This is a genomic window from Acinetobacter sp. YH12135, assembly GCF_013418565.1.
Lineage (GTDB): Bacteria > Pseudomonadota > Gammaproteobacteria > Pseudomonadales > Moraxellaceae > Acinetobacter > Acinetobacter towneri.
Window position 1 is genome coordinate 66,208 of the sequence record NZ_VPBU01000010.1, and the last position, 15,704, is coordinate 81,911.

The following is a 15,704-nucleotide window of genomic DNA, read 5'->3' on the forward strand; positions in this document are numbered from 1 at the left end:
CTTGTGTGCCAATTTAGGCGATACGTTACTGTTCGGTTTACTTATTGGTGCGCTCAGAGAGATTCGAACTCCCGACCCCTTAGTTCGTAGCCAAGTGCTCTATCCAGCTGAGCTATGAGCGCGACATAAGTAAAGCGTGGCGGTGAGAGAGGGATTCGAACCCTCGATACAGTTACCCGTATGCGTCCTTAGCAGGGACGTGGTTTCAGCCACTCACCCATCTCACCGTAACGTGCCGCCATAATACAAATTAAGTGCTAGCACTGCAAGCTTCGATACCACAATTTTTGCATATTTTTGCTCAATTAAATATTTTTTAAACAATTTTCAGGATTCATCACCAGAATTACGCCTGAACTTTTGGCAATCGCTGCACAAAAACTAGAAACATCGTAAAATAACGACAGAAAACACATTATTGCAATCATTTACGTGCAGTCTTTCCGTACATGACTTATGCTAAACCTATCTTCTGACATGAAGTTTATTCCATGATGAAAAATTGGGTCGATCCTGAAGCGAAAGCTGAAGCCGAACGCTACGAAAATCCTATTCCAAGCCGTACCTTAATCTTAGAAACCATTGAAACCTTGCAAGCGGCACAGTCACATGCAGACTTGGTAGAGCATTTTGCGATTGCCGATCAAAAAAGTATTGACGCCCTGAGCCATCGTTTAATTGCCATGGTACGTGATGGTCAGCTCATGAAAGATGGATTCAAGTTCCAGCTGGCTGCAGAACAACCGACTCATGACGCCACGGTTTACATCAACAGTAAAGGTTTAGGCACAGCCAATATTGCAGGTCATGAAGATATTTTATTGCCTGAACGCGAACTACGTTTGGTGTTTAATGGCGATCAGGTCAAAGTCCGCCAGACATCGGTAGATCGTAAAGGCAAGGCATGGGGGTTTATTACCGAAGTCACCCAGCGTCGTGTCAAACAAATCATTGGTAAATTGTCAGAATACGATGGTGAATATTTTATTCAGCCTGCCCAGCCAAATAGCCATCAACCCATTACCCTTGAAAAAGAATTAATTGAACATGCCCAAGTTAAATTGGGCGATTCTGTGCGCATTGCCATTGACGACTATCCAACCCGCGAAGAATTTGCCACAGGACATATTATTCAGTCGATGGCAGACAAAGCCGAAACTGAAATTATTATTCCGCAAACCATTTTAGAATTTGGTCTGCCGTATGAATTTCCTGAAGATGTCATTCAAGAAGCTGAAAGCTTTCAAGAACCGACTGCCCAAGACCGTGAAGGACGTGTTGATTTACGCGATTTAGCCTTAGTGACTATTGATGGTGAAGATGCCCGCGACTTTGACGATGCAGTATATGCAGAAAAACGTCCAGGCGGTGGTTACCGTGTCGTGGTCGCAATTGCCGATGTCAGCCATTACGTCCGCACAGGCAAACCTCTGGATGATGAAGCTCAGGAACGTGGGACTTCAGTCTATTTCCCGCATTTTGTATTGCCGATGTTGCCTGAAGCTTTATCGAATGGCTTATGTTCGCTCAATCCACAGGTTGACCGTTTGTGTATGGTCTGCGATTTAAAACTGTCACGTGCAGGTCGTGTCACAGGTTTTGAATTTTATCCATCGGTCATGCATTCCAAAGCACGTTTAACCTATACTCAAGTGGCACAATATTTTGAGGGTGATAGTGCGGCAATTCCAGAAGATCGGGAGGTGCGCAAATCATTAAATACTCTGTTCCAACTGTATCAAGTGCTGAAAGGTTTACGTGCTGAACGTCATGCCATGGAGTTTGAAACCGTTGAAACCTACATGACCTTTGATGAGTTAGGTGGAATTAAAGAAATTTTGCCGCGCAGCCGTAACGATGCGCATAAACTGATTGAAGAATGTATGTTACTCGCCAACGTCGCAGCAGCAGAATATGCACTCAAACATGATGTGCCGATGCTGTACCGTGTGCATGAACCGCCAGAGTTTTCACGTATTCAAAAAGTCCGTGATTTTGTCAAATTACTTGGGCTACATTTTCCAGAACAACCCACTCAGGCCGACTATCAAGCGGTGATTGAAGCCACTAAAGATCGTATTGATGCACCAAGTATTCACGCGGTGTTATTACGCTCAATGATGCAAGCCTATTATGGCGCCAATAATTCAGGTCACTATGGTTTAGCTTACGATGCCTACACGCATTTCACTTCACCAATTCGTCGCTACCCTGACCTATTGTTGCATCGTGCCATTAAAGCGCATTTAAAACAAAAACCATCACCACTTTCGGGCGCAGCTTTAGATGATGCAGGCGAACATTATTCTGCAACTGAACGTCGTGCCGATGAAGCCTCACGCTCTGTCACCACATGGCTAAAATGCCACTATATGCAGCAGCATTTGGGTGAAGAATTTGTGGGCGTAATTTCTGCAGTAGCCGAATTTGGTTTATTTGTTACTCTCAAAGACCTTTATGTCGATGGCATGATTCATGTCAGCCAGTTGGGCGATGACTTCTTTGTATTTGACCAAGCCAGCCAAAGTCTAATTGGACAAGCACGTGGTCAAAGCTTTAGCTTGGGCGATGAAGTTAAAATTAAAGTCGCGGCTGTCAATTTAGAAGATCGCAAAATTGATTTTGAGCTCATGCAGCAACTCACCCATGCAGGTCGTGCTATTCGTATGCGCGCACCGCGCGTGGCAAAACCGTTCAGCCGTGAAGCCACTGAAGAAGTTTTTTCTGAGCGTCCAAGCAAGGCGACTTTAAGTGAAAACGGTGAGCAACCTGTGCCGAAGAAAAAGCCAAAAAGCAAACCGAGCTCTTACGGTAAAAAAACCTCAGCGAAGTCGGAAGCTAAACCGAAAGACAAAGCCAAAAAAAAGACCAAGGTGAAAAAGAAAAAATCCAATGCCAAAGCAAAGGGTGAGTAAATTTTACTAAATAAAAAAGAGTGCTACGGCGCTCTTTTTCATTTAATATATCTCTATAAAAATAAACCACTTAAAAATCATGACATCACAGAAAATTACTAAATACTATTACCATGAATATGTAATATGCTTAGTCTTTGTACTTAGTATTTCAGCACTGATTGCTCTCTTTTTTATAGACTTCACCCCAACAAATCAAGTCAAAATCACAGCCTTCATTGTTGCAACGTTGATTTATTTGGCTGTTTTGATCTACTTTTATGTTCTGCATAGATACGGACAATGGATCATTCCACGTACATGGACAAATGTACAAAAAAAGCCAAAATTCTATTTTTTACTCCTCTTCCCTATTTTTGTAATTCTGTTTCTTTACTTAAATCTAGTTGTCTATCCTCCTCTGCTTCATACCCTAGTTTTGGGTACACCTGCTGTGGTGACATTGGAAGCAAGCGCTGTTAAAAAACATGGTAAAAAAGGAAGTGTCTACTATTCTATTGAAACACCGTATGACTCTACTGGTATGTTTCGAATCAATGTAGATGAATATGAACACTACAAAAATCAAAATCTATTCATAAAATTATCGGTCATTGAGGGGCGCTTTGGCACCTACATCCAAGATATTCAATCTATCCACGGTGAAACAAGAGCGAATAAATAGCACCCAAGGCTTGATTTATCCTTCTAGAAGCCTTACTTCTACAAATAACACAGGAAATAAATCGGCAGACCGACATGACATTAGAAAAGGCAACTTTGCCTGTTCCACAGTTTGATCAAATTACCCTGGCAGATTTAAAACAAAAAATTGAGCATGCCATTCAGCAGGGACAAAACTTTTTAAATAATCTGACTGCAGTACCTGAAAATACGACGGCGCAATTAAATGTTTTAGAACAGATTGATCAGCTCGAAAATAACATGAGCGAAGCATGGGGCGTGCTGTCACATTTAAATGCGGTCATGAATAATCCTGAAACCCGCGAAGTGTATCAAGCGCTGTTACCAAGTTTAAGCGACTACTACACTCAATTGGGTCAGCACACGGTGTTGTATCAAAGCTATCAACATATTCACGACGCCAACACCTTTAAAGATTTGCCTGCTGCACAACAAAGCGCAATTCAACTGGCATTGCGCGACTTTAAACTGTCAGGTGTGGCCTTAGAAGGTGAAGCTAAAAAACGCTATGCTGAAATTTCAGCGCGTTTATCGCAACTGTCATCAGACTTTTCCAATCATGTGTTGGATGCCACTCAAGCCTATTACAAAGTATTGTCCGAAGATCAGCTCAAAGGTTTACCGCCAAGCAGCGTTGAATTGCTGAAACAATATGGTCAGCAACGCGAATTGGAACAAGCTGTGGCAACACTGGATATTCCTGCCTATTTAGCCATTATGACCTATGCCGATGATCGTGCTTTGCGCGAAACCTTGTATCAGGCATACACTACTCGCGCGTCCGATCAATCAGCCCAGTCTGAATTTGACAACACCCCGATCATGGAAGAAATCTTGCGTTTACGTCAAGAAATGGCGCAATTGCTCGGTTTTAACAACTATGCAGAATTATCCCTTGCCAGCAAAATGGCACCAAGTGTCGAAGCAGTCGATCAATTCCTGCGTGAACTGGCAGAACATGCTCGTGCACCTGCAGAACAAGAAATTGCCGAACTCAAAGCCATTGCCGCCCAAGATGGGATTGATACCTTACAACCGTGGGATACAGGCTACTATTCTGAAAAATTAAAATTACAGCAATTTAACCTTTCACAAGAAATGTTAAAACCATATTTCCCTGCACCGAAAGTGGTTGAAGGTCTATTTAGCATCGTCAAGCGTTTATACGATGTCGATATTATTGAGCGCGCTGCCCCTGTTTGGCATCCTGATGCACGTTATTTTGAACTTGAAGATCAAGGTCAAGTGATTGGTGGTTTTTACTTTGATCTATATGCCCGTACAGGCAAACGCGGCGGTGCATGGATGAGTGGTTTCCGTTCACGCATGCAATTGGCACAAGGTTTACAAAAACCAATTTGCTATATGGTGTGTAACTTTACCCCACCTGTTGCAGACCAACCCGCGCTTTTAACGCATGATGAAGTCATCACCCTATTCCATGAATTTGGACATGGCTTACATCACATGCTAACTGAAGTAGATAATATTGCTGTGGCAGGTACACATGGTGTCGCTTGGGATGCGGTGGAATTACCAAGCCAATTCATGGAATTTTGGACTTGGGATCAAGATAGTTTAGATATGCTGAGTGCGCATATTGAAACCCAAGACACCCTGCCAGAACACCTGCTTAAAGCACTGTTAGATGCCCGTTTCTTCCAGTCGGGAATGCAGAGCCTGCGCCAAATTGAATTTGCCCTGTTCGATTTAAGTATTCATCGCAGCAACCCTGCTTTAAATGCGGAACAGATTCAAGCCATGCTAGATGATATTCGTCAAAACTATGCCGTTGCGCCAACTACAGCTTACAACCGCTTCCAGCACAGCTTCAGCCATATTTTCGCAGGCGGCTATGCTGCAGGATATTATTCATACAAATGGGCAGAGGTTTTGGCCAGCGATGCCTTTGATCGCTTTGAAAATGAAGGGCTATTTAACACCGAAACTGGCAAGCAGTTTAGACAGTTTATTCTAGCAGTTGGCGGAAAAGATTCAGCGCTTGACGCATTTATCAATTTCCGCGGACGCGAGCCAAAAATAGACGCACTATTACGTCATCAAGGTTGGACGAACATAGTCAAAAACGCTTAAACTAAGAACTTTAGATGAAGTTAGGGGAGTCGTGATGACCATTAAACGTCGTTTCATTGCAGGCGCAAAATGTCCGAAATGTCAGGCGATGGATCGGGTTGTCATGCTCACCGCTGACGAAGCTGAATGGATCGAATGTATCGAGTGTGATTATACGGAAAACCGTCCAACACATATTGATGAACCTGAAATCCCAGAGGTTTCAGATGAAATTGGGGTGATCCAGTTTAAGCCGCGTCAGTCAAAGTAAAACAATAAGGTTCAACAACGCATGACTGAAGATCAACGACATAACCCTAAGCTTTTATGGGCGATTACGGGTGGGTTAATTATTGTCATTATTGCCGTATTTATCTTTCAATGGATGGGCGATAGCGACAATACTGCGCCTATAGAAACTGCCCCAACTACGGCGTCTGTAGCGAAAGCTGTACCTGCTGAAGCAACGCCATTGCAAGAAGATGAAGCAGCACCAAAACAGTTGGTCACAGAAGATTTACTCAAAGCACCTATATCTGAGAATGCAGCGCTTGCCAAAGAAGAAGTGGCTAAATTAGATGACATTCAAAATCAGCTGAATGATCAACGTGCCTTATTAAAACAGCAACATAACGATGCCGATGAATTGATTAAACTGAAAGAAGAACAAATCAAAATACTGGAAGCCCAACTGGCACAGTAAGCCTCCTCTGCTTCACATCAGTCATTTTAAAATACGATAAAGGGTCAGTGTTGTAGCCAATTTAAGCTAGAATAGCCAGAGGTTATTCTGGCTTTATTTGTATGACATCTTCTGGTTCTGCCCAACAAAATTTGCTCAAAGCAATTATGCTGTTGACCTGCTCTGCCTTTCTGTTTTCACTCATGGGAGTGTGCGTTCGTTACGCATCAGAAACGGTAGATAATGCCACAGTGGTATTTTTCCGTAATTTTATTGGTTTGTTTATTTTTATCCCGTTCATTTTCAATAAAGGCTTAGGCTTTTTTAAAACTGAAAAGTTATGGATGCACACTTGGCGTTCGGTGGTCGGCTTAACCGCCATGTATGGTTTTTTCTACGCGATTGCCAATCTAAAACTGTCCAATGCGATGGTCTTTACCTATTCATCGCCTATTTTTATTCCCCTAATTGCATGGCTATTCCTTAAAGAAAAAATCACCAAACCAATGCTATGGGCTGCGTTCATTGGTTTATTTGGCGTGTTATTTGTCGCCAAACCCGATGCAGGTATGTTTAATAGCATGTCCGCAATTGGACTCAGTGCCAGTTTTTTAGCAGCGATGGCTTTTGTCACGGTACGCGCCCTGACTCAAACCGAACCGCCTGAACGCATTGTGTTTTATTTTTGCATGATTGGGACACTCATTTCTGTTGTACCGATGTTCTGGTCATGGCGTCCTTACAACTTAAAAGAATTGAGTTTTTTAATTGGTGCAGGATTGCTGGCCAATATCAGTCAGATCTTTATGTCCAATGCCTACCGTCTTGCCCCTGCTGGGCAAATTGGCCCTGTCAATTACATTGCGATTATTTTTGCAGGGATTTGGGGCTTTAGCTTTTGGCATGAAACGCCAGACTTATTTAGTTTAATTGGCTTTGCCCTAATTTTGCTTGCCATTATTTTGTGCAGTCCACTGTTACAAAAACACCTGAATCACCACTCACCACATTCTTAATGCTGTTTTTGTATTCCCTACACATCAGCCTCATAAACCTTATAAAAAAACACCCCGTAGCGAACTACAGGGTGTTGTTAAACAATAAGATGACAGTGATTAAGTATCCATGTGCTTATTCATACCAGCCGAATAGCTTGAACGCATACGGTGCATAGGCAATAATCAACATCGCAGGAAGCATCACAATCATAGGCAAAATCCAACGCTCATAACGATAATAGAACGATTTATGACGAACTTCTGCATCGGCTGCAGCGACTTCTTCATCTCCAATCGACTGCCTTGCCAATAAGTGATTCAGCGCTACAGGTGGCGTCACATAGCCTAATTCAAAACCAATTAGGGTAATCATCCAGAAATGTGCAGGATGTATCCCATATTGATAAGCTACAGGCGCAACCGTTGCAGAAATTAGAATCACCGCACCGAATGGATCCATAATCATGCCCACAAAAATCATCAAGGCAACAATCAGGCTAATCACAATAAAGATGCTGCTAATGTCGGTTGGGAACGCTTCCATAATTTCAATGCGTTCTAAATAGCCACCTACACTGACTGAAAGCGCCATCAAAATTACCAATGCCCCAATATGTCCCACCGTTTCACTGGTCGATAAATGCAGAGCTTTGAAGAAACCATACTGACGCAATGGTGAATCAGGTGCAGTCAATAATGAGCGCTCAGATGAAGCTGCTGTCTGTTGTGCTACAGGCTTGTGATCTAAAGTCTGATCCCACTGCCCCATCGCTGGAATAGGCGCAGGTTCATGGCGCAATTTATCAAACAACACCATCATCAATAAAATAACCGGCATCATTACAGGTGCAGTAAATTCATTCATATTGGTGTCTAAAGCATATTTATAGAACAACCAAATCAACACAAAAATGAGGATATATGGTAGTACAGGGCCAAAAGCACGTAAGGACAATGGCGCAGCTATGTTCGGTGCAGCAATGCGGAATTTATTTTCAGCAAAGAACAACGAAATCACTAAAAATAGGGTTGAAGTCAGTAGGAACACATACAAACCATAGTGATACAGCATGTCCGTTGTGACTTCTTTATTCAGCGATGCCACCACAACAATCAATAGGCATGGACGAAGCACGACCCCCATTGAGCCTGACATAGCTGTTGCCGCCAGTGCAAACTGACGTCGTCCACCCGCATTCCAAACTTCTTTATAAATGATCGCACCTGCAGCAATGACAAAAATCCCCGATGCACCGGTATAAGCCGTTGGTAATGCAGCAGCAATCAGAATCAGCCAGGTTAAGGTTTCAGGTGCCAAATTCCACGGACGCAGAATATTCAGGAACAAATCCACAATTCGGGTTTGTTTGAGCAACATCCCCGCCCAAATAAACAATGCCAAGTTCAGGAAAATACTGGAGAATTCGACCAGTTGCCCCAAGTAAATCCCTTGCCCCATCGGATAATCCATTAGGAAAGTAAAGGAGAAACCTGTACTAATTGCCATATAGGCATACAAAGGCACGCTCAGGAACGCAAGACCTAAACTGCCGCCTTCACGAGTTGGTGCAGGTGGCTTAATGAGCTGGAATAAACTAATCAAAGTCAGGGTTGCAAACAGAATCATCCACATCCAGTAAATGACCTGTGTTTCGCCACTCATCGGTACGCCCGAATCGAGTACTGAACGATATTGACTGATACTTGACGAGGTTAAGAAACCATTCGCCACCACCATTAAGGTCGAGTACACCTTGAAGTCAATTTTGGTCGCAGGGCCACGTAAACCAATGTGATGGGTTTTTAAAGTGGCACTAATTGCGGCAAAGACCACCATCAACACCAATAAAATGGCACGGTTTTCAGTACCAAATTTAAAAATGCCAAAGAAAGAGGTTTCAATGGTTCGATACATTTTCAAGCTTGGATGAGCTTGAATATGCTGAATCGCCTGATCATGAAATTGAAATTTTTCTTCACAAATTTGTTTGGCTGCCAAAATTGAAGCACGGACATCTGACTCAGAGGCGGTGCCAAAAATATCGGCAAACTCATCAGCAGCATTGGCTTGCATTTGGGCATGTACTTGCGCATCGACATCGGGGTTGCGTTCACAGTCAGGTGCAGTGGGTTCGGCACGTAAAAATGAATATTGCATACCTGTTGCAGGGTCACCATATAGGCGTTCACCCATGCGCAACAACTGACCATGTACCATTTCACCTGTACCAATAATGAGGGTCAGTAACAACAAGATCAAAATAACGAATGTAGAAATCCATTCTGTCCATATATGTCTGAGCAAAGCCAAGCCAGACCTGCGTTGTCCGTTATTGTGCATATATTTTCCTGTTTTTATTCTATGCAGAAACCGAGACACTCGAATTTCTGTCTGTCCTTATTCAACGGAATATCCATCTTCCATTGAGCATTTTTGTATTCAGTTTAAATGTGAATGAACGTCGTTATTTTTAAAATGACAATATAGATTTTCTTTTAAGTAAAAATGGTCAATTGTGAGATTTCTTGTGAGCCCTTTTTGCCATCATTTTGATGTAATTTTAATGCGGATCAATGCAATAGGCCCAAATAATATAAGCCAGTGCAAAAATTACTCCCCAAATCACCCCCAATAAATGTGCCTCAACTAATACAGGACTGCCGATTAATTCTGCTGTACCCAAACTGCCCACTGTATTTTCCCAAATCAGTTTAGATAAAATAAGCAGCAAGACCAATGTGGCAAAGCCACGTTCTTTTTTATAAAGCAAATGCACACATGCCACCGCCACATAAGCACCATGCAACACCCCAGAAAGTCCTGCATAGGCATCAATATCGGCAAGGAAGTAATAGAAACTCAGACTAATCGCTGGCGGTAGTACCAACAAAAGCGCCACAAAGTGCCATACTTTGGCATGCGGAAAAATAAAAGGTAAACAGGCAAAGGCGATCATATTAAGCAAATAATGAATCCAGCCCACATGCACCCAATGCCCTGTCCATAAGCGCCAGAATTCATCCAATAAATGTGTAGACCAATAAATAAAATGCTCTGCAAAAATCTGCAAACATGCCGAAACCGACATACATGCCGCAATAAACACAATTTTTCGACTGAGAAATTGAGATGAATATTGCATAGGCGCTTGCATCCTCCAAATTATTCTTGTTATGTGCTTCGGCAAACGGATTGCCCAATCCTAAAACTTCTTGTCTATATTGAATTGGGCAATCTTGATATTTTTACAATTGAGCTGCCGTATCCTCATTAAATAAATCATCTAATTCAGATGAATCATCTTGTTCATCCCAGAAACGTTGCTGATCACCCGTACGCACACCTGTATGTTCAGTCCAGTAACGGTCTGAAATTCCTTGTACCATGCTTCCTGCCATGGCATCAATCAATTTAAATTGTGGATTTACAGGTTTTTCGTCACTGCGTGCATTAGAAAAGGCTTTGAGTGCGTCGCGGATTTTGGCATCTTCACCACTGGCTTGGGCAGCAACCGCGTATAAAGCGTGTGATAAACGCACGCCTTTATTTTCACCGATTTGCATCGACTGCTTTAAGGTTTGATACGGATCAGGTTTGCCATCTCCCGCACCTGGAAGCAAAGTCCAAATTACGGCACGTGTAGCCTCTGGTGCGCCCCAGAATTTTTCATTGTTTAAACAGGTCATACCACGTTCAACAATCGCGGCAATATCTTTAGGCACATGCACTGCCCCGCCTGAATTAATATCATTGGTCATGGCTTGCAAGCCACTCAACATCCCCAACATATACACAGTTTGATCAATATCACTGTTCATTTTTGGACAACCTTCGCCCAAAGGTTTCCGATATTTCTTTTCCCAACGATGCTGAAACAATTGATAGCCTGTGTATTGGCGCTGTGCCGCCAAAGCCGCCCAACGTTTTTGCTGAATCCGCGCATCTTGCGCTTCGCCCACTTGCCCTGCTTTTGCTGCACGTAAATAACGCAATTCAGCATCCAAAGCTTTTTCTTCGGCACAAATACCCGCAGCCGAATACATTAGTACCGCAACACGGGTTGGGTCTGCGCCCATATCTTTAGTCGCCATAATGGCAGGGGTTAAGGAATTACCAGAATTACACACCATTTCAGCATCTTCCATCGCTAAAATTGGCGGCACAATATGTTTTTCAGTAAATCCAAGTGCGACATTGGCACCTGTTTTGATCACTTGTGAACAACCTGATAATAATAAACTTGTGATTGCAAATACGGCCACACCCTGGCCTATTTTTTGGACTTGCGACATTTTCCTGTCCTCTATAATTGTGTTTATGTCCATTGCAACAAACATAGCAGAAGCAATATCTGAATAAAAGCGTCTACTTGCTGCTTCAGATGGATAACTTTGCCATGTTTTAAAGTGACTAAAATTGACTGAAATCTGTCATCCGACAAAATTTAGGCAAAAAAAAGTAGCATTGCGACGGTTCAGCACATGCTACTTATTAACTGATGCCCAATTCGGGCTTATCTTAAAAAATCTTTCGACTAAATTTAAATCTGCACATTTCAGGAATCTGATTTGTATTGATCTACACTTGTCTGGAATGAATATAACTGAAAATAGGGATATGTGTAATCTTTTATGCCAATATAAAATGACTGATCAGGACACGAAAAATAGATGATAATTTTATCTTTATGATACTTATAGTTTTTTATTATTATAAAAATATACAGCTGTCTGTAAATTAGAGCATTTTCGCCAATACTTTTAGAGCCTTCCATTCCGCCTTGGAAACCTGATCACACCAAATCACCAGAGGTTTAAAGGCTTGCTGAAATTCCATGACGATATAAATTTGATGATCTATCACTTGACGCAGTTGCACACGCTGAATTTCAATTTGGCGAGCTGTGCTTTTAATCTGTTGTGATACTACACGAGGCGCGAGATAGGAAATTGACCATTCACGGTCATCTAATTGATCTAAACCAACAATTCGGTTTGCACGAACAAATTTAAAATATGTCCAGCCCATAATGACAATACATACAACGCTAAGCCATGGCTTTAACACTTGTAGTAAAAGCCAAACGATGAGTAGAGCGATCATCAGCTGAAACACTATTGCGATGACACTAGGTTTCAGCTGAAACTGCTGCTTAGCCATGCACATAATGCTTTAGTTTACGGATAAAATCTTTCAACTCAGGACGTGGTGGCTCAGACACTTCCATAAACCAATCCAATAAATCTGGGTCTTCCTGCTCAACCAAATCGGCAAACATTTGTTTTTCTTCCGCACTGGCAGTCAAATAATGATTTTTCACATACGGGTCAAAATAGACATCAATTTCCTTTAAACCACGACGGGCACGGTAAATCACTTTGCGTTCTTCTAAGCTGATGTCATCACTCATGCGGTTTCCCCATTAAAACTAAACTCAGGCTAGTTTAACCGACCCCTTTTAAAGTTTCGATGACTTTTATGCAGCATTGACTAAAAGCATCATCTTTCATTTGCAATTGAAACTTTTGCACCTTGTTGCCCCCTATAAATTCTTCTAAGGTGAATTCAAAATAACAACATCAGGAAGATAAAACCATGCAATCTGCCGCAATTCGCCCCATTGCCAATATGTTACCGCGCACCTTATTCAGTGCTGAACACGACAGTTTTCGTGATTTGGTACGAAAATTCTATTTGCAGGAAGTCATCCCCCATACTGAAAAATTTGAAGCGCAGCAGCATGTAGACCGTGAGCTATGGCGTAAAGCAGGTACTTTGGGTTTGCTGTGTAGCACCATGCCTGAAGAATATGCAGGTTCAGGGGTAGACCGCTTATACAGCATGATTTTGATTGAAGAACAAGCCTATGCAGGTGACAGTGCTACCGGTTTTTCACTGCATTCAGATATTGTCGCCAATTACATTAATAACTTTGGCACAACTGAACAAAAACAACACTGGTTACCCCGCATGGCCACAGGTGAAGTCATCACCGCGATTGCCATGACCGAACCCAGTACAGGTTCAGACTTACAAGCTGTGCGTACCTCTGCGGTATTGGATGGCGATGAATACGTGATTAATGGTTCTAAAATTTTTATTACCAACGGCTATTTGTGCGACATGGCGATTGTGGTATGTAAAACAGCGAACACAGACAAAGGTTCAGCCAATCTGTCTTTAATATTGGTAGAAGCAGACCGTGCGGGATTTAGCAAAGGCAAACCACTGAATAAAATTGGTATGAAAGGTCAGGACACTTGCGAATTATTTTTTGATAATGTCCGCGTGCCTCGCAGCAATTTATTGGGTGCAGAAGGCATGGGCTTTATCATGCTGATGAAAGAACTGGCTTGGGAACGCTTAATTGTCGCGATTATTTGCCAAGCAGGTGCAGAAGCTGCTTTTGCACATACACTGCAATATACTCAGCAACGTCAAGCCTTTGGCAAAAGTATTCATAGCTTTCAAAATACGCGCTTTAAACTGGCAGAATTACGCACCGAAATTGATTTCTGTCGTGCTTTTTTAGATCAATGTATGCAGTTACAACTTCAAGATCAGCTCAGTGTTGAAGCTGCAGCGGCCGCCAAATATAAAATTTCAGAGATGTACTCCAAAGTGGTGGATGAATGTCTACAACTGCATGGTGGTTATGGCTATATGCTTGAGTATCCAATTGCACGTGCTTACTTAGACAATCGGGCCAATCGTATTTATGCAGGCACCAATGAAATTATGAAAGAGCTGATTTCACGTTCTTTATAAAATTTCCACCTCAACATAAAAATGGCGCAAGCAATTTTAAATTTCTTGTGCCATATTATTTTTGCACCCAACGATTTAAGACACTAATTTAGGTTTACGCTGCTGTGCAGGCACAGCTTGTTTGAATTTTAAAATACCATCTTCAAAACTTGCTTGTTTTAAAGTTTTGCGATCTTCTAAGTAATTGTTGGTCACTCGCCATGGCGCATGTTTGCCTTGCTTTGGCATCACATCAGCAGCACGCGCGATATAGCCCGAACTCAAACTGCCCATCACCGTATCTTCCAATAACTCTGTTTGGTCACCTTGAGGAATTACCTCGTCATAACCTTGTCGATCCATATAATTGAGCAAACGACAAATATAATCCGCAGCCACATCCACTTTAAGCGTCCAAGAGGCATTAATATAGCCAATAATCATCGCCATATTCGGTACATCGCTGATCATCACACCTTGATATAGCATGTGCTTCGAGGTGTCTAAAGGCACACCATCAATTGTGGCTTGAATACCGCCTAGAATCTGAATATTCAAACCTGTCGCAGACACAATAATATCGGCATCCAAATGTTTACCCGATTTTAATTGCACACCTGTTTCAGTAAAACTTGCAATTTGATTGGTTTCAATCGAGGCATGCCCTTCGCGTAAAATCTTAAATAAATCACCATCAGGCACAACACATAAACGCTGATCCCACGGATTATAATGTGGCGTGAAATGCTTCATATCTACCTTGCCCTTGAGCTGCATTTGGATAGATTTCAGCAACAAAGTCCGCAGTAATTTCGGCTGTTTTTGTGCTAAAGCATAAATGGCGCGTTGCATGCCAATATTACGTGCGCGCGTGATTTTGTAAGCAACATCTTCAGGCAAAACTTTACGCATTTGCTGATAAACAAAATCCATTGCAGGCACTGAAGCAATATAAGTCGGCGAGCGTTGTAGCATGGTGACATGCGCTGCACCACCTTTTGACATAGCAGGTACTAAGGTAATGGCGGTTGCACCACTACCAATAATTAAGACCTTTTTACCACGATAATCTAAATTCTCAGGCCAATGCTGTGGGTGAATAAATGTACCTTTAAACGCATGTTGATTCGGAAAGTCAGGCTGAAAACCTTGATCGTAATTGTAATAGCCTGTGCAACCTAAAACAAAATTAGCCACCCAAGTTTCAATCTGTTGCACTGCATTTTCTATACGTAACGTCCACTTACGTGTTTGAGAGTCATAATTGGCAGATAACACACGATGCTGAAAATGAATTTTTGAGTGTAAGGCTTTTTCTTGAATGACTTCTGCTAAATAACCTTTGATAGATGCGCCATCGGCAAGTACATTGGTTTTTTTCCAAGGCTTAAAATTATAACCAAAAGTCGACATATCCGAATCTGAACGAATGCCCGGATATTGGAATAAATCCCAAGTGCCACCAAAACTTTGACGACGCTCAATAATTTCAAAAGAACGCTGTGGGCAATTTTGACTTAAATGTGCAGCTACACCAATGCCCGAAATCCCTGCCCCAATAATTAATATATCAACCTGCTTATCCATGTTTTATTGTCCAGCTT

13 protein-coding genes and 2 tRNA genes are annotated in these 15,704 nt (G+C 42.1%); 7 read left to right on the forward strand and 8 right to left on the reverse strand.

All coding sequences use genetic code 11. From position 1 onward, the window contains the following. Nucleotides 1-45 precede the first annotated feature (45 nt). Both FTU70_RS07420 and FTU70_RS07425 read right to left on the reverse strand, forming a co-directional pair. A tRNA-Arg gene (locus FTU70_RS07420) sits at nt 46-122 on the reverse strand. A gap of 15 nt (nt 123-137) precedes the next feature. Further along, nucleotides 138-227 (reverse strand) — tRNA-Ser (locus FTU70_RS07425). 264 nt (nt 228-491) lie between these two features. On the opposite strand from FTU70_RS07425, the gene rnr reads away from it, so the two are divergent. The 6 genes from rnr (at nt 492) to FTU70_RS07455 (ending at nt 7,370) form a co-directional block, all read left to right on the forward strand. Next, entirely contained in the window at nt 492-2,915 is a 2,424-nt protein-coding gene (rnr, locus tag FTU70_RS07430; protein WP_179997260.1) for a ribonuclease R, read from the forward strand. Nucleotides 2,916-2,994: 79 nt separating this feature from the next. Further along, entirely contained in the window at nt 2,995-3,579 is a 585-nt protein-coding gene (locus tag FTU70_RS07435; RefSeq protein ID WP_180060402.1) for a hypothetical protein, read from the forward strand. Nucleotides 3,580-3,653: 74 nt separating this feature from the next. Further along, complete coding sequence (locus FTU70_RS07440; RefSeq protein WP_131260579.1) at nt 3,654-5,693, forward strand: M3 family metallopeptidase; 2,040 nt, start codon at nt 3,654-3,656, stop codon at nt 5,691-5,693. A gap of 40 nt (nt 5,694-5,733) precedes the next feature. Then, nucleotides 5,734-5,943: a YheV family putative zinc ribbon protein gene (locus tag FTU70_RS07445; protein ID WP_171324836.1), complete on the forward strand. Its 210-nt coding sequence runs from the start codon at nt 5,734-5,736 to the stop codon at nt 5,941-5,943. Nucleotides 5,944-5,964: 21 nt separating this feature from the next. Beyond that, on the forward strand, nt 5,965-6,375 hold the full coding sequence (locus FTU70_RS07450; RefSeq protein WP_004974772.1) for a hypothetical protein: 411 nt from the start codon (nt 5,965-5,967) through the stop codon (nt 6,373-6,375). Between the two features lie 101 nt (nt 6,376-6,476). Further along, nucleotides 6,477-7,370 (forward strand): DMT family transporter, encoded by an 894-nt coding sequence (locus FTU70_RS07455; RefSeq protein WP_154320308.1) that lies wholly within the window; start codon nt 6,477-6,479, stop codon nt 7,368-7,370. 115 nt (nt 7,371-7,485) lie between these two features. Here the strand turns inward: FTU70_RS07455 and FTU70_RS07460 are convergent, their stop codons facing one another. The 5 genes from FTU70_RS07460 to FTU70_RS07480 all read right to left on the reverse strand — a co-directional run bounded on the left by FTU70_RS07460 (nt 7,486) and on the right by FTU70_RS07480 (nt 12,763). Further along, nucleotides 7,486-9,693, reverse strand: coding sequence for a TRAP transporter large permease subunit (locus tag FTU70_RS07460; RefSeq protein ID WP_180060403.1), 2,208 nt, complete (start codon nt 9,691-9,693; stop codon nt 7,486-7,488). 220 nt (nt 9,694-9,913) lie between these two features. Continuing rightward, nucleotides 9,914-10,495, reverse strand: a complete 582-nt coding sequence (gene rrtA, locus FTU70_RS07465; protein ID WP_104853260.1) for a rhombosortase — start codon at nt 10,493-10,495, stop codon at nt 9,914-9,916. Between the two features lie 103 nt (nt 10,496-10,598). After that, nucleotides 10,599-11,645: a hypothetical protein gene (locus FTU70_RS07470; protein WP_004974758.1), complete on the reverse strand. Its 1,047-nt coding sequence runs from the start codon at nt 11,643-11,645 to the stop codon at nt 10,599-10,601. A 445-nt stretch (nt 11,646-12,090) separates the two neighbouring features. Further along, complete coding sequence (locus FTU70_RS07475; RefSeq protein ID WP_096901367.1) at nt 12,091-12,513, reverse strand: protein YgfX; 423 nt, start codon at nt 12,511-12,513, stop codon at nt 12,091-12,093. Further along, the gene (locus FTU70_RS07480; RefSeq protein ID WP_004974752.1) at nt 12,506-12,763 is read right to left on the reverse strand and encodes a succinate dehydrogenase assembly factor 2; all 258 of its coding nucleotides are present in this window, start codon (nt 12,761-12,763) and stop codon (nt 12,506-12,508) included. Before FTU70_RS07480 ends, FTU70_RS07475 begins: the two co-directional genes overlap by 8 nt. 185 nt (nt 12,764-12,948) lie before the next feature. Here FTU70_RS07480 and FTU70_RS07485 point away from each other — a divergent pair, with 185 nt between their 5' ends. Next, on the forward strand, nt 12,949-14,121 hold the full coding sequence (locus FTU70_RS07485) for an acyl-CoA dehydrogenase family protein (RefSeq protein ID WP_004974751.1): 1,173 nt from the start codon (nt 12,949-12,951) through the stop codon (nt 14,119-14,121). A 75-nt stretch (nt 14,122-14,196) separates the two neighbouring features. Here FTU70_RS07485 and FTU70_RS07490 read toward each other — a convergent pair whose 3' ends face one another. Next, the gene (locus tag FTU70_RS07490) at nt 14,197-15,687 is read right to left on the reverse strand and encodes an NAD(P)/FAD-dependent oxidoreductase (RefSeq protein ID WP_180060404.1); all 1,491 of its coding nucleotides are present in this window, start codon (nt 15,685-15,687) and stop codon (nt 14,197-14,199) included. Nucleotides 15,688-15,704: the final 17 nt, after the last annotated feature.

Coding starts and splice junctions, on each gene's coding strand:
- FTU70_RS07455 (WP_154320308.1), top strand. CDS start 6,477: ATGACATCTTCTGGTTCTGCCCAACAAAATTTGCTCAAAGCAATTATG.
- FTU70_RS07480 (WP_004974752.1), bottom strand. CDS start 12,763: ATGAGTGATGACATCAGCTTAGAAGAACGCAAAGTGATTTACCGTGCC.
- FTU70_RS07440 (WP_131260579.1), top strand. CDS start 3,654: ATGACATTAGAAAAGGCAACTTTGCCTGTTCCACAGTTTGATCAAATT.
- FTU70_RS07460 (WP_180060403.1), bottom strand. CDS start 9,693: ATGCACAATAACGGACAACGCAGGTCTGGCTTGGCTTTGCTCAGACAT.
- rrtA (WP_104853260.1), bottom strand. CDS start 10,495: ATGCAATATTCATCTCAATTTCTCAGTCGAAAAATTGTGTTTATTGCG.
- FTU70_RS07470 (WP_004974758.1), bottom strand. CDS start 11,645: ATGTCGCAAGTCCAAAAAATAGGCCAGGGTGTGGCCGTATTTGCAATC.
- FTU70_RS07450 (WP_004974772.1), top strand. CDS start 5,965: ATGACTGAAGATCAACGACATAACCCTAAGCTTTTATGGGCGATTACG.
- rnr (WP_179997260.1), top strand. CDS start 492: ATGATGAAAAATTGGGTCGATCCTGAAGCGAAAGCTGAAGCCGAACGC.
- FTU70_RS07485 (WP_004974751.1), top strand. CDS start 12,949: ATGCAATCTGCCGCAATTCGCCCCATTGCCAATATGTTACCGCGCACC.
- FTU70_RS07490 (WP_180060404.1), bottom strand. CDS start 15,687: ATGGATAAGCAGGTTGATATATTAATTATTGGGGCAGGGATTTCGGGC.
- FTU70_RS07435 (WP_180060402.1), top strand. CDS start 2,995: ATGACATCACAGAAAATTACTAAATACTATTACCATGAATATGTAATA.
- FTU70_RS07475 (WP_096901367.1), bottom strand. CDS start 12,513: ATGGCTAAGCAGCAGTTTCAGCTGAAACCTAGTGTCATCGCAATAGTG.